Raw genomic sequence first — 25347 nt, forward strand, 5'->3', positions numbered from 1 at the left:
CTTTGTGAATCCCCCTAAAACAAATCAAGAATTATCTTCTTGATTATATTGGTTCAAAGATATACGCTCATTCATTATTTTAGCATATTTTACGATACACCTGTCCTTTATATTATGTCAATCATAGTGAATTCTTAATGTAATTTCCAAATTTTAATTACTCAACTTTCGCACCTTGAAAATTGACATTTGAGTAAGTCTATCAAAGCTTTAAGAACTATTAATTATGTTACTTGACGAGTGCTTTTAAACAGAAAAAGCACCTGCTTCTTTGGTATAGTGGAATTGACTAGAAACCATTACCACAAAGAAGAGGTGCCTTCTCCATGATAAAGGAAAAACACTTGAGTGAGCAACTACCAAATGAACTTTCTGCTGTATTCTCTGAATTGCAAGTGTCAAAACACCTGCGTCGCGCAGGTATTCGAAAAAGCTTTGGGTTTTCATGTGCCTATTTGTTTCAGCTTGTTTTTTGTCTGATTTTCCATCAAAAAAATTGGTTTGCCCTTGTCACATCCAAAAAGAATGATTGTTTTCCAGGCAAAGATACCGTCTATCGATTTTTAAATCACTCCAAGTTTGCTTGGAGGAAATTTCTTTTACACTTTAGTGCGGCTACCATTCAAAAAGTCAGTGTACTTACATCAAAGGACCGTCCAAAAGTGCTCATTATTGACGACTCTACGTTTGATCGTAATCGCAGTAAAAATGTTGAATTACTTGCCCGTTGTTTTGATCATGCTTCTTTGAAAATGCGATTTTATAAAGGATTTCGAATGCTTACATTAGGCTGGTCAGACGGGCATACTTTCATGCCAATTGACTTCTCTTTACTAAGCTCAAAAACATCTTCCATTAACGGAATCAATGAAGAAGTTGATAAGCGATGTTCTGGTTATAAACGCCGTACAGAAGCGTTACAGTCTGCACCTGACCAAATTCCGGCGATGATTGAACGAGCGTTATCCAAGGGAATTGAAGCGTCTTACGTATTAATGGACACATGGTTCACTCAACAACCTCTTATTAAAGCTATCGTTGAACAAGGGCTTGATGTGATTGGGATGGTGAAGAACGCCAAGCAACGCTACAACGTGAATGGACAAATGCTTTCCTTAAAACAACTCTATCGATCTGCGACGCCACTTCAAGGAAAGAAAGGGCTACTTCGTTCAATCACGACGACGATGGCAAATGGCGTACCCGTTAAAGTCGTGTTCGTTCAAAACCGTAATAAGAAGAGTGAGTGGCTTGCCATTTTAAGCACCGATTGCACACTATCTGAACAAGAAATTGTCCGTATTTACGGCATACGTTGGGATATTGAAGTGTTTTTTAAAACGACGAAGTCACTTCTTCGTTTACAAAAAGAGTTTCAAGGACGCTCGTATGACTTACTCATCAGCCATACAACGATCGTCTTTACTAGATACATTGTTCTCTCGTGGCAAAATCGTTGCCACACAGATGAACGTACATTAGGTGGTTTATTTTACGACCTGTGTGACGAAGTGAATGAACTTGATTGGGCTGTCGCATTACAGCAATTAATCGAGCTTCTTCAAGATGTCTTGAAGAAGACGAACAAACAAACACAACAATTACTCAAAAATCAACTATCACATTGGATTGCAGGTTTACCGAGCTACATCAGCGCTTACCTGCCTAATTTGGTCTGCGAAAGTTGAGTTAATTATTTTTATAAAGTGCCCTATACATTGCGTTTAGGTTTGATATCGAGAAAATAGGGAAATTTATGAACAACTTTTCTTACCGTTTAATTTTGCTAAATACGCTTATACTACCATTATTACAATTGCATGGATAAGGATGTGTTTAACTTGTTATCAACAGAACAAAAAAATCATTTGAAACGAGAGCTTGAAGAAAGAAAAGCGGAGATTTTAAATCGAATTGATGAATATGTAAGTGAGGAAAATGCACGGGAATCTGTTGGAGAATTATCGAATTATGATAACCATCCGGCAGATATGGGAACTGAGTTATATGAGAGAGAAAAAGATTTTGCTCTTGAACAGCACGATCAATCTGAATTGGATAAAATAAATAATGCTTTAAGGGCAATTGAAGATGGATCATATGGAACTTGTACGGTTTCAGGCAAAGAGATTCCCTATGAAAGATTAGAAGCCATTCCAACTGCACTAACTCTTAAGGAATATAGCCACGAGCAATTTATTGCTTCTGATCGCCCAGTCGAGGAAGATATGCTCGAATTAGCTCATGGGAATCAGTATCGCCACTATGATACTGGTGCTGTCAGAGACTATGAAGATAGTTTTCAGGAAGTAGCTCGTTATGGCACTTCTGAGACTCCATCTGATTTAAGAGGAGATTTTGAAGATTATGGGAGTCTTTATGATCGAGAAAGCGATGACGAAGGTTTTACAGAGGACTATGAAACATTTGTAGCTACAAATATCGATGGATCGGAACGCACTGTTTATCGTACTAAAGTACATGAAAAGTATGAACAAGCATTAGATGACGAAGGAATTGAAGCTCCTTTTGGCGATGTTCCCTACCACGAATCGGATGGATACACAGATGATAAGGAGGAAGAAGAGGAATAATCCTTTCCTCCTTATCCGTATTAATTGGGTGAAACTATAAGAGGCTGGGACATAAGTATTCCAGCCATAAATAAACCCGAACAACCATACGAAGTTCCATATGATTGTTCGGGTTTATATTGGTTTATAAAAGGCTGTTTCAGTAAAGATGGTGTTATTATCCGCAGGCTGAATACACTTCGCTTTCCATGGGGCGAGCGCCAAGCCTCCTCACAACTCACGTTGAGGGCACTGAAAAAGTCCATGAAATGAGAAAAAGAAGTTAATCACCTACTATATATAGGTGGGTAACTTCTTCATATTATATATATATTGATGAAATCCACATTACTTTCTCAGATTAATCACTTTTTCAGTGGCCTAACTCACGTTCCTGCGGGGTCTCGGACTTTCTCGCAGCTCCCATAGGAGTCTACGTGTATTCAGGCTGCTCCGTCTTTCCAATTAATTAATTTTTTCTATTTCCATAATAGTTTATAGAAAAACAATCTTTAAAAATGAATTAGTTTTTACACTGACTATATTTAAAATCATAACTAACTAGCATGAAAAAGTAGCCTTTATTTAAGAACTAAATTAAGGATTGTTCGTCTTTACAGATTGGCTATTCAGTTTTGTCCCAGCCTCTTAAAAATTATGAATAGGGTTTTATATTCCAAATTTCATCTGCATATTGTTTTATTGTTCGATCACTTGAAAAATGTCCTGACATTGCTATATTCACAATACTTTTTTGTAGCCAATTTTGCTTATTCTTAAATGCTTGATTGACCTCTTCATGTACTTTTGCATACGAATGAAAATCTTTTAATACAAAAAACTGATCATTCTCTATAAGCAAGGAATCAAAGATCGGATCAAATTCATTAGATGGGTGATCATAGAAACCATCTTTCAATTGATTGACCACTTCATGGATTCTATCGTCATGATAATAATACTCCCGAGAGCTATAGCCACCATTTTGATATAATTCTAATACTTGATTGGGATTCATTCCAAAGATAAATATATTATCGTCCCCTACTAAATCATGCATTTCAATATTTGCTCCATCTAGTGTGCCAACAGTAAGCGCACCATTCATCATGAACTTCATATTACCGGTACCTGAAGCCTCTTTACTAGCTGTTGATATTTGTTCACTAATATCTGCAGCAGGAAAAATATGTTCGGCTAAAGAAACCCGATAATTTTCCAGAAAAACAACCTTTAATTTATTTTGAATCCTTTTGTCGTTGTTAACCTTTTGAGCAACAGAATTAATTAACTTGATAATTTTTTTGGCATAATAATATCCAGGAGAAGCCTTTGCTCCGAATATAAATGTTCTTGGCTCCATATCAATAGATGGATCTTCCCTCAGCTTATTATAAAGAGACATGATGTGCAGAATATTTAATAATTGCCTCTTATATGCATGCAATCTTTTTACTTGAACATCGAAAATAGACGAAGGATCTACAAGTATACCATTTTTGTCCTTAATTATCTTGGCAAGTATCTCCTTATTACTTTGCTTTATCGCTGCAAGGTTTTCTTTGAAATTTACATCTTCCTGATAAGCAAGTAATTCCCTTAAATCCGATGGCTCATCCATCCATTTATCGCCAATTGTTTGAGAGATTAAATTGGCAAGCTTTGGATTTGACTTTATTAACCATCTTCTATGAGTGATACCATTCGTTTTGTTATTAAACTTTTCTGGATAAAAAGCATAGAAATTTGCCATTTCTCGTTTCTTTAAAATTTCTGTGTGAATTTCTGCTACTCCATTTACGCTATGGCTGCCCACTAAAGCTAAATGAGCCATCTTAATCATACCACCTGCAATTATTGCCATTTTCTCAATTTTCGAAAAATCACCAGGATACTTATCCCATAAATTCTTACAAAAACGCTCATTTATTTCATCAATTATCATATAAATCCTTGGTAGTAAAGGCTGAAAAATATAGATTGGCCATTGCTCTAATGCTTCAGATAGTGTGGTATGATTGGTGTAAGAGATTGTTTTTGTAGTTATATTCCATGCTTCATCCCATCCTAATCCCTCATTATCCATTAATATTCTCATTAACTCAGGGATTGCTAATACTGGATGAGTATCATTGACATGGATACTTATATAGTGATGCATTTCACTAATATTTTTATGTTGCTGCTTATAATTTCTAACAATGGATTGAAGGCTTGCAGATACTAAAAAATATTGTTGCTTTAATCGCAAAATTTTCCCTTCATCATTAGAATCATCTGGATATAAAAAGCCTGAAATCGATTCTGTTTCCCTTTTATAACGCATAATATCTTTTACATCTTTTGCAATCAAAGAAGACGGTTCTGCATTCCAGAGCCTCAAGGTATTTACTGTTGTCGTATGGTAGCCTATTACTGGTACATCATGTGGAACTGCTGTTACAGTTTCGGCATTTAAATGTCGAAACTGTAACTTTCCGTCCTTCTTATACATATCAATATTTCCCCAGAAATAAATATCTACTGCTAGATCTTCTTTTCTAACTTCCCAAACCTGTCCTTGCTTTAGCCATTGTTCTGGCAACTCAATTTGATATCCATCGACAATTCGTTGTTCGAATAATCCGTGCTTATATCGAATTCCACAACCATGTCCTGGCAAGTTCAATGTAGCTAGAGAATCCAAGAAACAAGCAGCAAGTCTTCCTAAACCACCATTTCCAAGACCAGCATCATGTTCTATTTCTTCGACTTCAAAAAAATCAATACCTAAATCTGCTAGTCCGTCTATTACTACTTGATCAATACCTAAATTAATTAAGTTATTATGAAGCAATCTTCCTAATAAAAATTCAATCGAAAGATAATAAACCTCTTTCCCGCTACTTTTCCGACTTTGCTCATTTGTCTGAATCCAATTCGAGCTTACATACTCTCTAATCATATGACCTAATGTTTGAAAATGATCACTGCTTGTTGTATCTTCAAAGGTTTTTCCATAAGTCATCTCAAGCCTTTGTAAAAAATACCTTTTAAATCGTTCCTTATTAGAAAACATGGGATTCACTCCTCGAGATAAGCTCTGCATATAATTGATTATATTTGAATGCAGATTGAGCCCAGCTATTATCCATTGACATTGCATTCTTCATTAGTTTATGCCATAGTTCTTTATCCTCTTTATAAAAATGAATGCTTCTTCTAATTGTGTAAAGCATATCATGTGCATTAAAATTGGTGAAACTAAATCCATTCCCCTCTTCAGTCCATTCATTGTAAGAGAGTACTGTGTCATTAAGTCCACCTGTTTCTCTAACAATTGGGATATTGCCATATCGCAAAGCAATTAACTGACCTAAGCCACAAGGTTCAAACTTAGAAGGCATTAGAAATAAATCTGCCCCTGCATACATTTGATGAGCTAAGTCTTCATCAAATCCAATATAGGCTTTACATTTGTCTGAATACGTATATTCCATTTCACGGAAAAAATTTTCAAAATCCGGATCGCCTGTTCCTAATACTAGAAACTGTACTTCTTCTTTCATCATTTCATGAAATACATGTCTAACTAGCTCTAATCCCTTTTGACTAGTTAATCTTGATATCATACAAATAATTGGAATATCCGGATCTTCCTTTAAGCCAAACTTCTGCTGAATAAATTTTTTATTTTCTTTCTTTTTCTCTAAAGAAGTAACCGTATAGTTAGCAGCTATCATTTGATCTGTTTCCGGATTGTATGTTTCTTCGTCAATACCATTAATAATGCCGTATAAATCAGACTCTCTCTGCTTTAATACATTATTCAGCTTCTCTCCATAATATTCTGTTTGGATTTCGTTTTTATAAGTAGGACTTACTGTTGTAATTTTATCGGCGGAGATAAGTCCTCCTTTCATTAAATTCACATTGCCATAGAATTCTAAATTTTCTGATGTGAAATAATAATCATTTACATTAAATAAATCACCAAGAACCTCTCTTGGTAATATTCCTTGAAACTGAAGATTATGTATGGTAAATACAGTTTTAATATCGCTGTACTCTTTTTTCCATTTATAGTCAACATTCAATAAGAAAGGAATCATCGCTGTATGCCAATCGTGGCAATGAATGATATCTGGATAATCGTCTAAATATGGTAAACTTTCTAATACGGCTCGATTAAAGAATGCATACCGTTCCCCATCATCCCCATAGCCATATAAGCCACTTCTCTTAAAATACCACTCATTATCAATAAAATAAAAAGTGATACCGTCAACTTCTAATTGCTCAATTCCGCAATACTGATTTCGCCAGCCTACCGGCACGTAGAAATATCTTTTCTTCTCTATGTTCGCAAGTAAATGGGCAGGGATATCTTGATATTTTGGCATAATTACTGCTACATCTGTTCCTTGTTTTTTTAATTCTTTTGGAAGAGAACCAGCTACATCTGCCAGTCCTCCAGATTTTATAAATGGTACACATTCTGAAACTGCAAATAATACTCTCACGAATTCATCAACGCTCCTTGCACGGTTCCTTTTCTTACTACAAAGGGAGAACTAGCAGTACCCGTCATCACTGTACCACTTTCAACTGTAACATCCTTATCAAGAATAACAGAGTCTAAATTACAATTTTCTCCAATTGTGCATTTTTGCATAATAATACAATTCTTCAAACTAGACCCTTTTCCAACTTTAACCGCTCTAGAAATAATACTATTAGTAATATCGCCTTCAATAAAACATCCATTTGCTATCATAGAGTTTTTTACTTCACCTGTACTTGTATACCGAGTAGGTGGTTCATCTTTCACTTTCGTAAATATTGGTCTCTCTTTTATAAAAAGCTGATTCCATACATTTGATTTTAAGATATCTTTGCTTACACGATAGTAACTAGATATAGAATTTATTTTTTCGGCATAGCCGTTATATTCGTATTCACATATTTTTAGCTGGTTATTAATATCTAATACAACATCCTTCATACATGTATAACCCTTATCATCCCTTGAATCTATTAATTCAATTAGCTTTGATTTCTTAATTAGATATATTTCTAACGAACTCCTATTATTGGTAATTTCTGTTATATCACAGCCGGATGAGAGATGACGTTCTAATACAGGAGTAAAATTCATATTAAACACTGTAAAGCAATTCGCAACTAATGCATATTCCTGCTTGCTTCTTTTAAAATAATCCATATTTGCTGCAAAATGATTAAAAGAACCTATTCCATCTGTATTGGTATCAGACATTGATGCAGGGAAGAAAAATAAACCATCTCTTTTTCTATCCAAGTCCCAGTTTTTCCCTGATCCTAAATGATCCATTAAAGAGCGATACTGATACTTTGGAAAAATAGCAACACTTCCTATTCCAGAGTTCACCATATTGGATAGAACAAAATCGATTAAACGATATCGTCCACCAATCGGAAGTGCAGCAAGTGTGCGATGAGCAGTTAACTCTTCTAAATCTTCCATATGTGTTGTTGCATCAATTATGCCCAGCATTGATCTTATCATCTTATTCCCTCCTATCTAGTTTGTTAGGAAATCATTTCATTAACCATTTCTTCAGTAACTAGCACAACTTCATCTACGTCTTTATTTGGTTTAATGACCATTCCATCTGGAATTGTAATGTCAGAAGGGACAATAGCCTTCTCAATATAAACATTGTTGCCAATCTTTGCATCAGGCATTATTACAGAACTGCGAATGATTGTCCCTTTTCCTACAGTTACACCTTGAAAGACTATTGATTTTTCTAAATTCCCGCTAATAATACATCCTTCATTTACCATGGACTCTCTAACCAGTGCATCATTAGAAATATATTGTGGTGGATGATTTGGATTAACAGTATAAATTCTCCAATTATAATCAGTTATATTTAATTTGCTAGTATCATCCAATAAATCCATATTTGCTTCCCAAAGGCTTTGCACAGTTCCAACATCTTTCCAATAGCCTTTAAAAGGGTAGGCCACAACCTTCTTCTGCTTTTCTATTAATAAAGGAATGATATCTTTCCCAAAATCATGTGATGAATTTTTATTTAAATTATCTTCTTCTAGTAATTCTTTTAATACTTTCCATTTAAAAATATAAATACCCATAGAGGCTAAATTATTCTTTGGATGTTTTGGCTTCTCCTCAAATTCAATGATGTCCATTTCTTTATTTGTATTCATAATTCCAAATCTACTAGCTTCTTCCCAACCTACTTGAATAACAGAGATAGAGGCATCTGCGTGCTTGCTAATATGATATTCAAGCATCTCCTCGTAATTCATTTTATAAATATGATCCCCAGATAAAATAAGAACATATTCAGGATCATATTGAGACAAATAGTTCTGGTTTTGATATATGGCACTTGCTGTTCCTGTATACCATTTCACTTCGGAAGATTCACTATACGGAGGCAAAACAGTTACACCTCCATTAACACGATCTAAGTCCCATGCACTCCCTATTCCAATGTACGAGTTTAAAACTAGTGGCTGATACTGTGTTAAAACACCAACTGTTTCTATTCCAGAATTAGAGCAATTACTTAAGGTGAAGTCAATAATTCGATATTTCCCTCCAAAAGGAATAGCTGGCTTTGCTAAACTCTTGGTTAATGAATATAGCCTACTCCCCTTTCCTCCTGCTAGAAGCATTGCGACGCACCGTTTCTTTCCCATTTCCTTTTCTCCCCTTTCGATGTTGAACTGGACGTAAAACAATCATACTAAAAGCTGGTATTGTTAGTTGAACAGAAAAAGGTCTACCATGAAATTCTACGTTTTCTGCTTTTATTACTTTTTTATTTATATAATTAGCTCCACCAAATCTATCAGTGTCACTATTTAATATTTCTCGGAAAGAGTTATTTAGAGGAACACCCACCCTGTAATTTTCATATGTATGATAGGTAAAATTACAAATAACGACTAAATAATCCTCTTCTTTTTCAGCTTTGCGTATAAAGGAGAATATAGATTGGTCTCTATTATTTACATCAATCCAATCAAAGCCATCGTTAACATGATCCATTTGATACAGAGGCTTAGATCTTTTGTAGATTTTTAATAATTCCTTTATGTACTCATTTGCTTTTTGGTGCATCTCATAATCTAGCAACATCCAATCTAACTGTTCCTTATCTTTCCATTCTGCAAAGTGTGCAAATTCATTTCCCATAAATAATAATTTTTTTCCTGGATGTGCAATCATGTATCCTAAAAGAAGACGGAATTGAGCAAACTTTTGCCAATAATCTCCTGCCATCTTATCTACTAACGATTTTTTCCCATGAACAACTTCATCATGTGAAAAGGACAAAACAAAATTTTCGGAAAATGCATAATGCAGAGAAAAGGAGACTTTATCATGTACATGCTTTCTATTAACTGAATCAGTTTCCATATAGGTTAAAATATCATTCATCCATCCCATATTCCATTTATAGTGGAATCCAATACCACCATAATGGACTGGGGCAGTTACTTGTGGCCAATCAGTGGAATCCTCAGCAAACATCAAGACTGATGGATCATATTGACCTACTGTTTGATTCAGTTTTTGGAGGAAATCGATTCCATATTGATTCACAGTGTTTTCATTGGAATTTGGCCAATAAATTATATTGGAGACAGCATCTACTCTAAATCCATCGACATGAAAATATTCCATCCAAAAAATAGCGTTTGAAATAAGGAAGCTCTGAACTTCTTTTTTTCCTAAATCAAAATTTGCAGTTCCCCAAACATAATTCTCTCGATCAACTGGATTGGCATAATCAAATTGACTCGTTCCGTCAAATTGATATAATCCGTGAGCATCCTTACAGAAATGTCCTGGAACCCAGTCTAAAATAACTCCTAGACCGTGCTGATGACATTGGTCGATAAAATACATTAAATCCTTAGGCTCTCCAAATCTGCTTGTTGCAGCATAATAGCCTGTTCCTTGGTATCCCCAAGATATATCAAGTGGATGTTCTACTAAAGGCAGCACCTCAATATGAGTAAATCCTTGCTCTATCACATAAGGGATTAATTCACCTGCAAGTTCTCTATAGGAATAAAGATCCCCATTGTCATGAATTCTCCAAGATCCTAAATGAACTTCATATATAGCTAGTGGTTCATTTAAGTAATTCTTTTTTGACTTTTTCTGTTTCCATTTTGAATCATTCCACTTATAGCCTTCCAATGAATAAACAATAGAAGCTGTATGGGGCCTTACTTCGGAGAAAAAAGCATATGGGTCAGCCTTAAGAAGCACTTTTCCATCAGGTGATGTTAATTTATATTTATACATTTCACCTGTTAAATCCTTATTTACATTTACAAGCCACACACCTTCGTTATTAATTCGTTCAAGTGAATAACCTTCGCCATTCCAATTATTAAAATCCCCAACCAATTGAACACTTAGAGCATTGGGAGCCCATACACAAAAACTCGTGTAACCCTCTCCATTTTTATCATGAACATGGGATCCAAATAATCTATAACTCTCAAACAAGTTACCTTCGTGAAATAAATGTAGTTGAAATTCTGTTGGATATACTGTCTCCACTGTCATCCTACTTTCTATTACATATAATATTAATTGACTAAATTTTACACTTTGTACATGATAATTCCCTTTTTTTCAGTTTCCAAAACAAATTACAACAATCGTTGCAAAAATTGTAAATAGAATTAAATTCGATTAATTTTAATATTCTATCAATAAAGTGTAAATCCTTTTTTGTTTTTAAAATTTTATGATATTATAAAACTTTTTATGTTTAATTGACTAATTTAGATTGTGAATTTTTATCATAGATTTTGAATGATACGGAATACTAAGAAGGATTTCTAAAAATAAGGAAGGTAATCTATTATGAGTAAAAGTGAAGAGGAATATCTTAATGAACAAACACCAAAAAAATACAATCCATTCTTTGAAGCCTCAGACCAAAAAATACTTGCTGTTGATATGTTTAGGGGTCCATATACCGGATTCCTTTCCGATTTTGATTTAAATAATCCTGGCAACAAATTATTTACAAGTGAGGATAAATGGGAAGAAAATTTAAGACGGGGGAAATTTTAATAAAAACTAAAATTTCTCATTTTTATCACTTCAATGATCAACGGCAAACTTGCTTAAATCAAAAAAAAACTGATAGCATATGCTATCAGTTTTTTTATGACCCGTACGGGATTCGAACCCGTGTTACCGCCGTGAAAGGGCGGTGTCTTAACCGCTTGACCAACGGGCCAATAATGGCGGAGAAGGAGGGATTTGAACCCTCGCGCCGCTTACGCGACCTACACCCTTAGCAGGGGCGCCTCTTCAGCCTCTTGAGTACTTCCCCAAAAAAAATGGCTCCGCAGGTAGGACTCGAACCTACGACCGTTCGGTTAACAGCCGAATGCTCTACCACTGAGCTACTGCGGAATATTTTTTTATGGTGGGCCTAAATGGACTCGAACCATCGACCTCACGCTTATCAGGCGTGCGCTCTAACCAGCTGAGCTATAGGCCCTAAATATGGAGCGGGTGATGGGAATCGAACCCACGACATCAGCTTGGAAGGCTGAGGTTTTACCATTAAACTACACCCGCATATTTAATTTTTATAATGGGGCGACTAATGGGAATCGAACCCACGAGTGTCGGAGCCACAATCCGATGCGTTAACCACTTCGCCATAGCCGCCACTGTATTAAAGTCTACATTTTAGAAAATCTAAAATGGTGGCTCAGGACGGAATCGAACCGCCGACACAAGGATTTTCAGTCCTTTGCTCTACCGACTGAGCTACTGAGCCAATTTAAATGGCGGTCCGGACGGGACTCGAACCCGCGACCTCCTGCGTGACAGGCAGGCATTCTAACCAACTGAACTACCGGACCAGATTGCGGGGACAGGATTTGAACCTGCGACCTTCGGGTTATGAGCCCGACGAGCTACCAGACTGCTCCACCCCGCGATAATAATATAAGTAAATCTAATGGAGGAGGAAGGGGGATTCGAACCCCCGCGCGGTTTGACCCGCCTGTCGGTTTTCAAGACCGATCCCTTCAGCCGGACTTGGGTATTCCTCCTCAATGATATGGTGGACCTTGTAGGACTCGAACCTACGACCGGACGGTTATGAGCCGTCTGCTCTAACCAACTGAGCTAAAGGTCCAATTTTTTTTATGGTAGCGGCAGAGGGGATCGAACCCCCGACCTCACGGGTATGAACCGTACGCTCTAGCCAGCTGAGCTACGCCGCCATCATATTAATAAATGTAAATATTGGTGGAGCCTAGCGGGATCGAACCGCTGACCTCCTGCGTGCAAGGCAGGCGCTCTCCCAGCTGAGCTAAGGCCCCGAAATGTTTCGCTGGTCGGGAAGACAGGATTCGAACCTGCGACCCCTTGGTCCCAAACCAAGTGCTCTACCAAGCTGAGCTACTTCCCGAAATATAATGGCGCGCCCGAAAGGAGTCGAACCCATAACCTTCTGATCCGTAGTCAGACGCTCTATCCAATTGAGCTACGGGCGCATTAATTTCAAAACAATGGTGCCGAGGACCGGAATCGAACCGGTACGGTAGTCACCTACCGCAGGATTTTAAGTCCTGTGCGTCTGCCAGTTCCGCCACCCCGGCATTGTTTTTTGGAGCGGAAGACGGGATTCGAACCCGCGACCCCCACCTTGGCAAGGTGGTGTTCTACCACTGAACTACTTCCGCATATATTTAATTAATTGGTGCGGGTGAAGGGAGTCGAACCCCCACGCCTTGCGGCGCTAGATCCTAAGTCTAGTGCGTCTGCCAATTCCGCCACACCCGCTTAATAAAACCAATATTTACTATATGGTGAGCCATGGAGGATTCGAACCTCCGACCCTCTGATTAAAAGTCAGATGCTCTACCGACTGAGCTAATGGCTCAAAAAGTGGTGCCGGCTAGAGGACTTGAACCCCCAACCTACTGATTACAAGTCAGTTGCTCTACCAATTGAGCTAAACCGGCATATAATAGTTTGTCCAATAATAATGGTGGAGGATGACGGGATCGAACCGCCGACCCTCTGCTTGTAAGGCAGATGCTCTCCCAGCTGAGCTAATCCTCCATATATAAAGCCTGGCGACGTCCTACTCTCACAGGGGGAGAACCCCCAACTACCATCGGCGCTTTAGAAGCTTAACTTCCGTGTTCGGTATGGGAACGGGTGTGACCTTCTCGCTATTGCCACCAGACTTTTTCTCAAGACATATTTTATTATACATGTTTTTGAGATTTTTTCAAGTATAATTTTGAAAAATTATTCCCTGAAAACTAGATTATGAAGTAAAGATAAGAATTGAGTAATCTTTCTTAGCTTACGCTAAGAGTTTTTAGTTAAGTCCTCGATCTATTAGTATCAGTCAGCTCCACATGTCGCCACGCTTCCACCTCTGACCTATCAACCTGATCATCTTTCAGGGATCTTACTAGCTTGCGCTACGGGAAATCTCATCTTGAGGGGGGCTTCATGCTTAGATGCTTTCAGCACTTATCCCTTCCGCACATAGCTACCCAGCGATGCCTTTGGCAAGACAACTGGTACACCAGCGGTGCGTCCATCCCGGTCCTCTCGTACTAAGGACAGCTCCTCTCAAATTTCCTACGCCCACGACGGATAGGGACCGAACTGTCTCACGACGTTCTGAACCCAGCTCGCGTACCGCTTTAATGGGCGAACAGCCCAACCCTTGGGACCGACTACAGCCCCAGGATGCGATGAGCCGACATCGAGGTGCCAAACCTCCCCGTCGATGTGGACTCTTGGGGGAGATAAGCCTGTTATCCCCGGGGTAGCTTTTATCCGTTGAGCGATGGCCCTTCCATGCGGAACCACCGGATCACTAAGCCCGACTTTCGTCCCTGCTCGACTTGTAGGTCTCGCAGTCAAGCTCCCTTGTGCCTTTACACTCTACGAATGATTTCCAACCATTCTGAGGGAACCTTTGGGCGCCTCCGTTACTTTTTAGGAGGCGACCGCCCCAGTCAAACTGCCCACCTGACACTGTCTCCCACCCCGATAAGGGGTGCGGGTTAGAATGTCAATACAGCCAGGGTAGTATCCCACCAATGCCTCCACCGAAGCTAGCGCTCCGGCTTCCAAGGCTCCTACCTATCCTGTACAAGCTGTACCAAAATTCAATATCAGGCTGCAGTAAAGCTCCACGGGGTCTTTCCGTCCTGTCGCGGGTAACCTGCATCTTCACAGGTACTATAATTTCACCGAGTCTCTCGTTGAGACAGTGCCCAGATCGTTACACCTTTCGTGCGGGTCGGAACTTACCCGACAAGGAATTTCGCTACCTTAGGACCGTTATAGTTACGGCCGCCGTTTACTGGGGCTTCAATTCAGAGCTTCGCACTTAACGTGCTAACCCCTCCTCTTAACCTTCCAGCACCGGGCAGGTGTCAGCCCCTATACTTCGCCTTGCGGCTTCGCAGAGACCTGTGTTTTTGCTAAACAGTCGCCTGGGCCTATTCACTGCGGCTCTCTCGGGCTTTAACACCCAAAAGAGCACCCCTTCTCCCGAAGTTACGGGGTCATTTTGCCGAGTTCCTTAACGAGAGTTCTCTCGCTCACCTTAGGATTCTCTCCTCGCCTACCTGTGTCGGTTTGCGGTACGGGCACCATAAATCTCGCTAGAGGCTTTTCTTGGCAGTGTGGAATCAGGAACTTCGGTACTATATTTCCCTCGCCGTCACAGCTCCGCTTTTGTGGTAATGGGATTTACCTCATTACCAGCCTAACTGCTTGGACGTGCTAATCCAACAGCACGCTTACCCTATCCTCCTGCGTCCCCCCATTGCTCAAACGATTTAAAGGTGGTACAGGAATATCAACCTGTTGTCCATCGCCTACGCTTTTCAGCCTCGGCTTAGGTCCCGACTAACCCTGAGCGGACGAGCCTTCCTCAGGAAACCTTAGGCATTCGGTGGATGAGATTCTCACTCATCTTTCGCTACTCATACCGGCATTCTCACTTCTAAGCGCTCCACCAGTCCTTACGGTCTAGCTTCGACGCACTTAGAACGCTCTCCTACCACTGACATCGTAGATGTCAATCCACAGCTTCGGTGATACGTTTAGCCCCGGTACATTTTCGGCGCAGAGTCACTCGACCAGTGAGCTATTACGCACTCTTTAAATGGTGGCTGCTTCTAAGCCAACATCCTGGTTGTCTAAGCAACTCCACATCCTTTTCCACTTAACGTATACTTTGGGACCTTAGCTGGTGGTCTGGGCTGTTTCCCTCTTGACCACGGATCTTATCACTCGTAGTCTGACTCCCAAGAATAAGTATTTGGCATTCGGAGTTTGTCTGAATTCGGTAACCCGATGGGGGCCCCTAGTCCAAACAGTGCTCTACCTCCAATACTCTAAATCTTGAGGCTAGCCCTAAAGCTATTTCGGAGAGAACCAGCTATCTCCAAGTTCGATTGGAATTTCTCCGCTACCCACACCTCATCCCCGCACTTTTCAACGTGCGTGGGTTCGGGCCTCCATCCAGTGTTACCTGGACTTCACCCTGGACATGGGTAGATCACCTGGTTTCGGGTCTACAACCACATACTATTTCGCCCTATTCAGACTCGCTTTCGCTGCGGCTCCGTCTTATCAACTTAACCTCGCATGTAATCGTAACTCGCCGGTTCATTCTACAAAAGGCACGCTATCACGCTAAAAATGCGCTCTAACTACTTGTAGGCACACGGTTTCAGGATCTATTTCACTCCCCTTCCGGGGTGCTTTTCACCTTTCCCTCACGGTACTGGTTCACTATCGGTCACTAGGGAGTATTTAGCCTTGGGAGATGGTCCTCCCTGCTTCCGACGGGATTTCTCGTGTCCCGCCGTACTCAGGATACACTCAAGAGGGAACGAAGTTTCGACTACAGGGTTTTTACCTTCTACGACTGACCTTTCCAGATCGATTCGTCTACCCCGTTCCTTTGTAACTCCATATAGAGTGTCCTACAACCCCAAGAGGCAAGCCTCTTGGTTTGGGCTAATCCCGTTTCGCTCGCCGCTACTCAGGGAATCGCGTTTGCTTTCTCTTCCTCCGGGTACTTAGATGTTTCAGTTCCCCGGGTCTGCCTTCAGTACCCTATGTATTCAGGTAAAGATTCTATCCCATTACGGATAGAGGGTTTCCCCATTCGGAAATCTCTGGATCAAAGCTTACTTACAGCTCCCCAAAGCATATCGGTGTTAATCCCGTCCTTCATCGGCTCCTAGTGCCAAGGCATCCACCGTGCGCCCTTTCTAACTTAACTTAGTTTCGACCAAAGATAAGCGGCGTATCTCTTCGTCAGCTCTCTCACTCTGCTCTTCACGTACTGACGTACGCTCCGGTGCTCGTTCGGTCACTTCCTTGACCTACTTGCTTCTCTTTGCTCTCAAATCTTTGAATGAGTATTCGATTGATACGATTACTTTTCAAAGAAGTAATTCTCTAAAATAGAGAATCTAAGATGGCGATTACTCGGTTTCTTTCTTGTTTTACTATTCATAATCTAGTTTTCAAGGAACAATTTCGGCTAAAGATAAACTTCGCATCTCTTCGTCAGCTTCTTCGCTCTGCTCCTCACGTACTGTCGTACGCTCCGTTGCTCACGCATTTGCTTCCTTGATCTACTCGTTTCTCTTTACCCTCAAACTTATTACTGTTTTGAGGAATTAATTGCTCCCTCAAAACTGAACAACAAATCGTCAACAATCTTTGATGGAATGCAAATTCCATTTTCCTTAGAAAGGAGGTGATCCAGCCGCACCTTCCGATACGGCTACCTTGTTACGACTTCACCCCAATCATCTATCCCACCTTAGGCGGTTGGCTCCTTACGGTTACCCCACCGACTTCGGGTGTTACAAACTCTCGTGGTGTGACGGGCGGTGTGTACAAGGCCCGGGAACGTATTCACCGCGGCATGCTGATCCGCGATTACTAGCGATTCCAGCTTCATGTAGGCGAGTTGCAGCCTACAATCCGAACTGAGAATGGTTTTATGGGATTTGCTAGGCGTCACCGCTTTGCTGCCCTTTGTACCATCCATTGTAGCACGTGTGTAGCCCAGGTCATAAGGGGCATGATGATTTGACGTCATCCCCACCTTCCTCCGGTTTGTCACCGGCAGTCACCTTAGAGTGCCCAACTAAATGCTGGCAACTAAGATCAAGGGTTGCGCTCGTTGCGGGACTTAACCCAACATCTCACGACACGAGCTGACGACAACCATGCACCACCTGTCACTCTGTCCCCCGAAGGGGAACGTCCTATCTCTAGGAGTGTCAGAGGATGTCAAGACCTGGTAAGGTTCTTCGCGTTGCTTCGAATTAAACCACATGCTCCACCGCTTGTGCGGGCCCCCGTCAATTCCTTTGAGTTTCAGCCTTGCGGCCGTACTCCCCAGGCGGAGTGCTTAATGCGTTTGCTGCAGCACTAAAGGGCGGAAACCCTCTAACACTTAGCACTCATCGTTTACGGCGTGGACTACCAGGGTATCTAATCCTGTTTGCTCCCCACGCTTTCGCGCCTCAGCGTCAGTTACAGACCAAAGAGTCGCCTTCGCCACTGGTGTTCCTCCACATCTCTACGCATTTCACCGCTACACGTGGAATTCCACTCTTCTCTTCTGCACTCAAGTCCCCCAGTTTCCAATGACCCTCCACGGTTGAGCCGTGGGCTTTCACATCAGACTTAAAGGACCGCCTGCGCGCGCTTTACGCCCAATAATTCCGGACAACGCTTGCCACCTACGTATTACCGCGGCTGCTGGCACGTAGTTAGCCGTGGCTTTCTGGTTAGGTACCGTCAAGGTACAAGCAGTTACTCTTGTACTTGTTCTTCCCTAACAACAGAGTTTTACGATCCGAAAACCTTCATCACTCACGCGGCGTTGCTCCGTCAGACTTTCGTCCATTGCGGAAGATTCCCTACTGCTGCCTCCCGTAGGAGTCTGGGCCGTGTCTCAGTCCCAGTGTGGCCGATCACCCTCTCAGGTCGGCTACGCATCGTTGCCTTGGTGAGCCGTTACCTCACCAACTAGCTAATGCGCCGCGGGCCCATCTGTAAGTGACAGCGTAAACCGTCTTTCAGCTTTCCTACATGAGTAGAAAAGGATTATCCGGTATTAGCTCCGGTTTCCCGAAGTTATCCCAGTCTTACAGGCAGGTTGCCCACGTGTTACTCACCCGTCCGCCGCTAACTTTAAAAGCAAGCTTTTAAAGTCCGCTCGACTTGCATGTATTAGGCACGCCGCCAGCGTTCGTCCTGAGCCAGGATCAAACTCTCCAATAAAGAGTTGATTAGCTCATTGCTAAACTCTAGCTTTTTATTACTTGTTGTTTTCATTCTATAACGTTAGTTATAAAACGATTATTGTTGACGTTTGTTTGTTCAGTTTTCAAAGAGCAATTTAGTTAGTCACTCAAGAAGCGACTTTTCTAATATACCATCTATCAACATTCCCTGTCAATAGTTTTTTAAAAATCTTTTCCGACGTTCACTTCAACATTTCGTGTTGTTTCGGCGACGGATATAAATATAACATTATTCCAATATAGAGGTCAATACTTTTTTTATTTTTTTTTAAAATTATTAAAAAAGCAGGATTATCCTTCATCACGAAGAATTTTTTTCCCTTTATAACATACACTTAATTAGTATTATTGGGTGTTTACTAAGTACACTTTAAGGATATTATACTTTAGGATTTTTTCTAATAGCTTTTACTTCTATATCTCTTTAAAAGATTTCACTTTGTTTTATTTCCTGTTCCTTTTAAAAATTTCATCCATTTTACTTATTCGGTAATAACTAGCTTACTATACTAACTACTAGCAGGAGATGGAACGATAATGGATATCAATATAGATTTTTTATTAAAAATTGGCATTTCCGCTGGTCTTGGATTAATCATTGGATTAGAAAGAGAAATCAAACGTAAACCAGTTGGTCTAAAGACGAGTCTTGTTATAAGTATCGTAAGCTGCTTATTAACTATTATTTCTATTGAAGCAGCTTATAAATTCCCAGGGAGCGATCAAGTTAATATCCAAATGGATCCTTTGCGTTTGCCAGCTCAAATTGTTTCCGGAATTGGATTTTTAGGTGCAGGCGTCATCCTAAGAAGAGGAAATGATAGTATTTCCGGTTTAACGACCGCCGCTTTAATTTGGGGAGCAGGCGGAATTGGAATCGCAGTTGGAGCAGGATATTATATAGAAGCTCTTATTGGAGTTACTCTTCTATTAATCAGCGTTAAATTCGTACCCATCTTTATGAGTACGATTGGTCCTCGCCAACTAAGAGAAAAAGAAATTAAGGTAAAATTAAAAGCACATCAAAAAGAAAATGTATCTACTATTATAAAAGCAATCCAAAGTTTAAAAACAGGAATAAAGCATTTACGTATAAAAGATTTAGAAACTGGTGAGCATTCTATCCACCTTATATTAATTGTTGATCAAAAAAGAGAAGTGACCGAAGTTTATAGAGAGATTTCAGAAATAAATGGAGTAAAAGAGATTGAGATTGAAAGCTTAAATTAATACCCAACTACTTAGTTTAATACTAAAAAAGAGGTTGGGATATAAGTATTCCAGCTAAAGATAAGAGGCCGGGACAAAACTAAGTAGCCAATCTGTAAAGACGAACCATCCTTAATTTAGCTCTTAAAAAAGGCTATTTTTTCATGCTAGTTATTTATGATTTTAAATATAGTCAATGTAAAAACTAATTCGTTTTAACAGATTGTTTTTCTATAAACTATTATGTAAATAGAAAAAATTAATTAATTGGAAAGACGGAGCAGCCTGAATACACGTAGACTCCTATGGGAGCTGCGAGAAAGTCCGAGACCCTGCAGGAGCGTGAGCGACGAAGCGGCTCGGCGCTCGCCCCATGGAAAGCGAAGTGTATTCAGGCTGCGGATCATAACACCATCTTTACTGAAACAGCCTTTTATAAACCAATATAAACCCGAACAATCATATGGAACCACCGTATAGTTGTTCGGGTTTATCTATGGCTGGAATACTTATGTCCCAGCCTCTAATTATTACTATCTAATCAGGTTAACTTAAGGCAGGCCATATCAATTAGGTAAAGTTTAAACATTAGACTTGAAGTTTCTGCCTATTTTTGTATAATAAATGTATCTTAACATTTTAATTGGGGGCTTAGCTCAGCTGGGAGAGCGCTTGCATGGCATGCAAGAGGTCGTCGGTTCGATCCCGATAGTCTCCACCATTCTTTTTTAAATATACGGCTATCATAGTCGTTTTTTTTATGTCTTTTGACAAAGTAAGTTTAATTAATGGAACTTCCCCTTCACATTCTCCCGAAATTGGTCATTGATTTAGGAGTTACAACCTCCTAATCTTCCCTATTTTTACAATTGTATTTCCTATCCATTAATTTTCATTAAAAAATTTTTATATTTTACTGGATTATATAGATTATTTTACGCACATTATGTATAATCAGCCTTATTGAATTTTTTTAGGTAGTATTAAAGGAGGTAATTCATGTTGGGAAAAGCATTAATTATTGGTGCTGGCGGAGTAGCAAGTGTTGTTGCACATAAATGCTGTCAAGTACCGGATGTATTCGAGGAAATTTGTATTGCAAGCAGAACACTTTCAAAGTGTGAAGCAATTAAAGATAAAATTGACGGTGGCAAAACAAAGGTTTCAGTTGCTCAGGTCGATGCTGATAATACAGAAGAAGTAATTGAGTTAATCAATAGCTTTAAGCCAGAAATAGTAATCAATGTTGCATTACCATATCAAGACTTGACTATTATGGATGCTTGTCTTGCTACTGGTGTACATTACTTAGATACTGCAAACTATGAACCACCTGAAACAGCTAAATTTGAATATAAATGGCAATGGGAATATAAGCAAAAGTTTGAAGAAGCTGGCTTAACTGCTTTACTCGGAAGTGGATTTGATCCAGGGGTAACAGGCGTTTTCACGGCTTATGCACAAAAGCATCATTTCGATGAAATCAATTATATTGATATTGTCGATGCTAATGGCGGAGATCACGGTTATCCATTCGCAACAAACTTTAATCCAGAAATCAACATTCGCGAAATTACAGCAAATGGAAGATATTGGGAAAATAATCAGTGGGTTGAGACACCACCTCTTTCCGAAAAAAGAGAATATGACTTAGATCAAATTGGTCCTAAAAACATTTATCTTTTATACCATGAAGAACTTGAATCATTAGCAGTAAACATTAAGGGACTTAAGAGAATCCGTTTCTGGATGACTTTCTCTGATAATTATCTAAACCACTTGAAGGTTCTTGAAAATGTTGGGATGACATCTATTGAACCAATTAATTATGAAGGAAAAGAGATTATTCCTTTACAGTTCTTAAAAGAAATTCTTCCTGATCCAGCATCACTTGGACCTAGAACAAAAGGGAAAACAAATATCGGCTGTATCATTCAAGGAACAAAAGATGGCAAGCCAAAAACATATTATGTATATAATATTTGTGATCACCAAGAATGTTATCGTGAAGTAGGATCTCAAGCTATTTCTTATACAACTGGTGTTCCAGCAATGATTGGCGCAATGCTTATCATGAAAGGCCAATGGAAACGACCAGGAGTATACAATGTAGAGGAATTTGATCCAGATCCATTCATGGATGCATTGAATAAATACGGATTACCATGGCAGGAGAACTTCTCTCCAACTCTTATAGATTGAGAGGAATAAAATGAAAAAGATTGACTTTACACAAGCTCCATCACCAAGTTACGTAGTGGACGAGCGTCTTTTAACGAGAAACTTAGAAATTTTGCAGTCTGTACAAGAACGTACAGGCGCAAAAATTCTACTTGCATTAAAAGGCTTTTCCATGCACTCTGTATTTCCTCTAGTGGGTAAATACTTAGCAGGGGTAACATCAAGTTCATTATTTGAAGCTAGACTTGGGTATGAGAAAATGGGCAAAGAAGTACATGCGTATGCACCTGCATATGCTGACAGTGAGTTCGATGAATTACTTCAATATACAGACCATATCGTCTTTAATTCACACAGCCAATGGAATCGATTTAAAGATAAGGTTCAAAACGCTGGAAAGAATATTGATGTAGGTCTTCGAATTAATCCTGAGTACTCAGAAATAGAAACACAGCTTTATAATCCATGTGCTCCTTACTCTAGATTTGGTATTACATTGGATAACTTTAATCCAGAAGAATTAGATGGAATAGACGGGCTTCATTTTCATACTATGTGTGAACAAAATTCAGATACATTAAAACGGACGATAAAAGTAGTTGATGAAAAGTTCGGAGAATATATAAAGAAAATGAAGTGGATCAACTTTGGTGGAGGACATCATATTACACGTCCAGATTATGATATTGAAACTTTAGTTGAATCTATATTATTTATAAAAGATAAATATAATGTAGATGTTTATTTAGAGCCAGGTGAAGCTATCGCATTAAATACAGGTTACTTAGTATCCACTGTCCTTGATATTGTTCATAATGGAATGGATATTGCTATTCTTGATACATCAGCAACATGTCATATGCCAGATGTGCTTGAAATGCCTTATCGACCAAATATTATTGATGCTGGAACTCCTGGTGAAAATGAATATACCTATAGACTTGGCGGGATGACATGTTTAGCCGGAGATGTCATTGGTGATTATTCCTTCAAGGAGCCACTAAAGCCTGGCGATAAAATTGTATTCTGTGACATGGCTCACTACACAATGGTAAAAAACCATATGTTTAACGGTGTTAACTTACCTTCTATTGCTTCTTATAATGAAGAAGAAGGATTAAAAGTTGTTCGCCAATTTGTCTTTGAAGATTACAGTAATCGATTATCTTAATAAATAATTCAAAAGAAAAAGCGGATGTTTAAAAGGATCTTCTCCCTTTAAATCTCCGCTTTTTATTATTTTATCTTCTCTTCATACTTCCATATTATAAACGGTTAGTCATTTTTAGTGAGCTAGTAGGCGCACGGCAATATAATCGTTACCGCTGTCCCCCATCCTTCTTTACTCTTTACAACCATATCTCCGTTATTTTGCTTAAGAAGCTTTAGACATATTGTTAAGCCTATTCCCGTTCCTTTTTCTTTGCTTGTATAATACGGTTCCCCAATTCGAACTAGTCTCTCTTTGCTTATTCCGTCTCCATTATCAATAATTCTAATTCTACAAACATCTTCCTTTCGATCAAGGATCACTTTTACCGTACCAGTTTGTGCCGAAATAGCTTCAATACTATTTTTTAAAATATTTAATAGTACCTGTTTAAATTGAGAATTATCAATAGAAGCTATTATTTCTTTCTCCTCTCTATTTTCAACAATAATCTCCTTATTTTGTTCATTAGCCACTGCCTGGAATAATACTTTAATATTTTTCAATTCTATAAATGCATTTGTAATAGGAAGCACATTACTTTCGTTTTCTCTAGCCTCAGGCTTACTCAGAATAAGTAATTCTTTTAAGACTTCATTTATCCGGTCGATTTCGTCCAGTAAAATCGTTTCATAACCAGAAGCATCACGTTTTTCCTTGAGAAGCTGAATAAAGCCTCTAATTGTAGTCAATGGATTTCGGATTTCATGGGCAACACTAGCAGCCATCTCCCCTAATACTTTTAATTTCTCGGAAGAAATCATTAATTGTTCATTATGCTTCTGTTCGGTTATATCATGGCCGAAATAGATATGATATTCTTCTCCAGTACTATGTATAAGCTCTTTTTTCCCCCAAATAATAAAATAATTTTTCCCTTTACTGTCGACGAAGCGACGTGGTTTTTCCGTCTCCATATTGATACGCTCTGAAATATAGGAAAACTTTCGACCTAACCAATTATTTTTTTCTAACGATAATAAATGTAAGAATGAAGGATTCATTTTTACTATCTGTTCTTTCCCATTCTTAACTAATAAATAATTAGGATTTATATCCATGATTGCTTCTAACAATTCACTTTGCCGCGAGAGCTCTTCATTCATATTATTCATATTTGTTGATTGCATTTGGAAAAAGCTCAAGAATAAAATGACTGCTGCTATCAAAGAATTAAAACTTGAAAAAAACAGTGGAATAAAAATAAACCCACTAAATACACCATTTATATAGATAATTAAAACTGCGATAACAAATTTCATGTAAAAACTTTTATAAATTGGATCCCTTATTTTAAACGAAATAATCAATAAAATGACGGTATTTAAATATAATAAGAAAATATTAAATATAAACAGAAAGTTCCATTTACCGTAAATCGGAAGAATATAATCAGAAGAGAGTGAATTCCCCTCCATTACAACAAAGTCTTTAATGCCAAGGCTTGTGAAATTAATTATATATGCAAATAAACTATAGAAAATTAATATGTATAAAAACGGCTTATTGAATAAGACTCTAAATCGTTTAAACTCTTTATTTTCACTTACTAAATAATAAGAAAAATAATACATAACTGGCATTATGCAAATAGTTCCTATTCGAAATATTTTAAATAAGAGCTCAATTGCCTCCTGTCTCATAAAATCTTCTGCATATAGTACAGCGATATCCATTTGCCAGAAAGATAGCATGCATAAGAAAAGAGATAGGGCCTTCGTTAACTGTGACTGTGAATAAAAAATAATAGTCACAGCAATAATAAGTGGAACTAATGAAACCATCAGTAATAATATAGCTTCCACA

12 protein-coding genes, 22 tRNA genes and 3 rRNA genes are annotated in these 25347 nt (G+C 38.8%); 7 read left to right on the forward strand and 30 right to left on the reverse strand.

Going from position 1 to position 25347, the window contains the following annotated elements:
* The first annotated feature begins 326 nt into the window (after positions 1-326).
* Together AB3U99_RS17765 and AB3U99_RS17770 are read left to right on the forward strand one after the other, a co-directional pair.
* On the forward strand, positions 327-1688 hold the full coding sequence (locus AB3U99_RS17765; protein WP_400242778.1) for a transposase: 1362 nt from the start codon (positions 327-329) through the stop codon (positions 1686-1688).
* 153 nt (positions 1689-1841) lie between these two features.
* A complete protein-coding gene (locus tag AB3U99_RS17770; protein WP_400242911.1) occupies positions 1842-2594 on the forward strand; it encodes a TraR/DksA C4-type zinc finger protein in 753 nt (250 codons plus the stop codon).
* 634 nt (positions 2595-3228) lie between these two features.
* Here AB3U99_RS17770 and AB3U99_RS17775 read toward each other — a convergent pair.
* From AB3U99_RS17775 to glgB, 5 genes are read right to left on the reverse strand one after another with little or no spacing between them, the layout of a single operon-like run.
* The gene (locus tag AB3U99_RS17775; RefSeq protein WP_400242913.1) at positions 3229-5631 is read right to left on the reverse strand and encodes a glycogen/starch/alpha-glucan phosphorylase; all 2403 of its coding nucleotides are present in this window, start codon (positions 5629-5631) and stop codon (positions 3229-3231) included.
* Positions 5621-7075, reverse strand: a complete 1455-nt coding sequence (gene glgA, locus AB3U99_RS17780) for a glycogen synthase GlgA (protein WP_400242915.1) — start codon at positions 7073-7075, stop codon at positions 5621-5623. Before glgA ends, AB3U99_RS17775 begins: the two co-directional genes overlap by 11 nt.
* Positions 7072-8100, reverse strand: a complete 1029-nt coding sequence (locus AB3U99_RS17785; protein ID WP_400242916.1) for a sugar phosphate nucleotidyltransferase — start codon at positions 8098-8100, stop codon at positions 7072-7074. Before AB3U99_RS17785 ends, glgA begins: the two co-directional genes overlap by 4 nt.
* Positions 8101-8123: 23 nt before the next feature.
* A complete protein-coding gene (locus AB3U99_RS17790) occupies positions 8124-9269 on the reverse strand; it encodes a glucose-1-phosphate adenylyltransferase (RefSeq protein ID WP_400242918.1) in 1146 nt (381 codons plus the stop codon).
* Complete coding sequence (gene glgB / locus AB3U99_RS17795) at positions 9217-11157, reverse strand: 1,4-alpha-glucan branching protein GlgB (protein WP_400242920.1); 1941 nt, start codon at positions 11155-11157, stop codon at positions 9217-9219. The genes AB3U99_RS17790 and glgB overlap by 53 nt, the downstream gene beginning before the upstream one ends.
* 303 nt (positions 11158-11460) lie before the next feature.
* Between glgB and AB3U99_RS17800 the strand changes: the two genes are divergently transcribed.
* Entirely contained in the window at positions 11461-11673 is a 213-nt protein-coding gene (locus AB3U99_RS17800; RefSeq protein ID WP_400242922.1) for a hypothetical protein, read from the forward strand.
* A 97-nt stretch (positions 11674-11770) separates the two neighbouring features.
* On the opposite strand, the gene AB3U99_RS17805 is transcribed toward AB3U99_RS17800, so the two are convergent.
* From AB3U99_RS17805 to AB3U99_RS17920, 24 genes are all read right to left on the reverse strand, one after another.
* Positions 11771-11842: transfer RNA gene (locus tag AB3U99_RS17805), tRNA-Glu, on the reverse strand.
* A gap of 5 nt (positions 11843-11847) precedes the next feature.
* Positions 11848-11938: transfer RNA gene (locus AB3U99_RS17810), tRNA-Ser, on the reverse strand.
* An 8-nt stretch (positions 11939-11946) separates the two neighbouring features.
* Positions 11947-12021: transfer RNA gene (locus tag AB3U99_RS17815), tRNA-Asn, on the reverse strand.
* A gap of 11 nt (positions 12022-12032) precedes the next feature.
* Positions 12033-12109, reverse strand: a tRNA-Ile gene (locus AB3U99_RS17820).
* Positions 12110-12115: 6 nt separating this feature from the next.
* A tRNA-Gly gene (locus AB3U99_RS17825) sits at positions 12116-12189 on the reverse strand.
* A gap of 17 nt (positions 12190-12206) precedes the next feature.
* Positions 12207-12282 (reverse strand) — tRNA-His (locus tag AB3U99_RS17830).
* A 36-nt stretch (positions 12283-12318) separates the two neighbouring features.
* Positions 12319-12394, reverse strand: a tRNA-Phe gene (locus tag AB3U99_RS17835).
* An 8-nt stretch (positions 12395-12402) separates the two neighbouring features.
* Positions 12403-12479 (reverse strand) — tRNA-Asp (locus AB3U99_RS17840).
* Between the two features lie 3 nt (positions 12480-12482).
* A tRNA-Met gene (locus tag AB3U99_RS17845) sits at positions 12483-12556 on the reverse strand.
* Positions 12557-12578: 22 nt separating this feature from the next.
* Positions 12579-12671, reverse strand: a tRNA-Ser gene (locus AB3U99_RS17850).
* Positions 12672-12680: 9 nt separating this feature from the next.
* Positions 12681-12757: transfer RNA gene (locus tag AB3U99_RS17855), tRNA-Ile, on the reverse strand.
* Positions 12758-12768: 11 nt separating this feature from the next.
* A tRNA-Met gene (locus AB3U99_RS17860) sits at positions 12769-12845 on the reverse strand.
* 23 nt (positions 12846-12868) lie between these two features.
* A tRNA-Ala gene (locus tag AB3U99_RS17865) sits at positions 12869-12944 on the reverse strand.
* Between the two features lie 12 nt (positions 12945-12956).
* A tRNA-Pro gene (locus AB3U99_RS17870) sits at positions 12957-13033 on the reverse strand.
* Positions 13034-13041: 8 nt separating this feature from the next.
* Positions 13042-13118 (reverse strand) — tRNA-Arg (locus AB3U99_RS17875).
* Positions 13119-13134: 16 nt separating this feature from the next.
* A tRNA-Leu gene (locus tag AB3U99_RS17880) sits at positions 13135-13223 on the reverse strand.
* A gap of 9 nt (positions 13224-13232) precedes the next feature.
* Positions 13233-13307, reverse strand: a tRNA-Gly gene (locus tag AB3U99_RS17885).
* Positions 13308-13322: 15 nt separating this feature from the next.
* A tRNA-Leu gene (locus AB3U99_RS17890) sits at positions 13323-13407 on the reverse strand.
* Between the two features lie 24 nt (positions 13408-13431).
* A tRNA-Lys gene (locus AB3U99_RS17895) sits at positions 13432-13507 on the reverse strand.
* A 6-nt stretch (positions 13508-13513) separates the two neighbouring features.
* A tRNA-Thr gene (locus tag AB3U99_RS17900) sits at positions 13514-13589 on the reverse strand.
* Positions 13590-13613: 24 nt separating this feature from the next.
* Positions 13614-13689: transfer RNA gene (locus AB3U99_RS17905), tRNA-Val, on the reverse strand.
* Positions 13690-13698: 9 nt separating this feature from the next.
* Positions 13699-13816 (reverse strand): 5S ribosomal RNA (gene rrf / locus AB3U99_RS17910).
* Between the two features lie 138 nt (positions 13817-13954).
* Positions 13955-16894: ribosomal RNA gene (locus AB3U99_RS17915) — 23S ribosomal RNA — on the reverse strand.
* A gap of 476 nt (positions 16895-17370) precedes the next feature.
* Positions 17371-18918, reverse strand: a 16S ribosomal RNA gene (locus tag AB3U99_RS17920).
* Together the 16S, 23S and 5S rRNA genes with 21 tRNA genes alongside form the textbook arrangement of a ribosomal RNA operon.
* 560 nt (positions 18919-19478) lie before the next feature.
* On the opposite strand from AB3U99_RS17920, the gene AB3U99_RS17925 reads away from it, so the two are divergent.
* From AB3U99_RS17925 to nspC, 4 genes are all read left to right on the forward strand, one after another.
* The gene (locus AB3U99_RS17925) at positions 19479-20171 is read left to right on the forward strand and encodes an MgtC/SapB family protein (RefSeq protein ID WP_400242923.1); all 693 of its coding nucleotides are present in this window, start codon (positions 19479-19481) and stop codon (positions 20169-20171) included.
* A 624-nt stretch (positions 20172-20795) separates the two neighbouring features.
* Positions 20796-20871, forward strand: a tRNA-Ala gene (locus AB3U99_RS17930).
* A gap of 281 nt (positions 20872-21152) precedes the next feature.
* Entirely contained in the window at positions 21153-22352 is a 1200-nt protein-coding gene (locus AB3U99_RS17935; RefSeq protein WP_400248115.1) for a saccharopine dehydrogenase family protein, read from the forward strand.
* A gap of 10 nt (positions 22353-22362) precedes the next feature.
* A complete protein-coding gene (gene nspC, locus AB3U99_RS17940; RefSeq protein ID WP_400242924.1) occupies positions 22363-23502 on the forward strand; it encodes a carboxynorspermidine decarboxylase in 1140 nt (379 codons plus the stop codon).
* A gap of 122 nt (positions 23503-23624) precedes the next feature.
* On the opposite strand, the gene AB3U99_RS17945 is transcribed toward nspC, so the two are convergent.
* On the reverse strand, positions 23625-25346 hold the full coding sequence (locus AB3U99_RS17945) for an ATP-binding protein (RefSeq protein ID WP_400242926.1): 1722 nt from the start codon (positions 25344-25346) through the stop codon (positions 23625-23627).
* Between the last annotated feature and the right edge of the window lies 1 nt (position 25347).

The organism is Niallia tiangongensis (assembly GCF_044704065.1).
In the GTDB taxonomy this organism is placed as follows: Bacteria; Bacillota; Bacilli; order Bacillales; family Cytobacillaceae; genus Niallia; species Niallia tiangongensis.

Bases quoted from the DNA above. Each gene is read 5' to 3' on its own strand.
- AB3U99_RS17765 (WP_400242778.1), top strand. From the start codon at position 327: ATGATAAAGGAAAAACACTTGAGTGAGCAACTACCAAATGAACTTTCT.
- AB3U99_RS17775 (WP_400242913.1), bottom strand. From the start codon at position 5,631: ATGTTTTCTAATAAGGAACGATTTAAAAGGTATTTTTTACAAAGGCTT.
- AB3U99_RS17785 (WP_400242916.1), bottom strand. From the start codon at position 8,100: ATGATAAGATCAATGCTGGGCATAATTGATGCAACAACACATATGGAA.
- AB3U99_RS17790 (WP_400242918.1), bottom strand. From the start codon at position 9,269: ATGGGAAAGAAACGGTGCGTCGCAATGCTTCTAGCAGGAGGAAAGGGG.
- glgB (WP_400242920.1), bottom strand. From the start codon at position 11,157: ATGACAGTGGAGACAGTATATCCAACAGAATTTCAACTACATTTATTT.
- AB3U99_RS17800 (WP_400242922.1), top strand. From the start codon at position 11,461: ATGAGTAAAAGTGAAGAGGAATATCTTAATGAACAAACACCAAAAAAA.
- AB3U99_RS17925 (WP_400242923.1), top strand. From the start codon at position 19,479: ATGGATATCAATATAGATTTTTTATTAAAAATTGGCATTTCCGCTGGT.
- nspC (WP_400242924.1), top strand. From the start codon at position 22,363: ATGAAAAAGATTGACTTTACACAAGCTCCATCACCAAGTTACGTAGTG.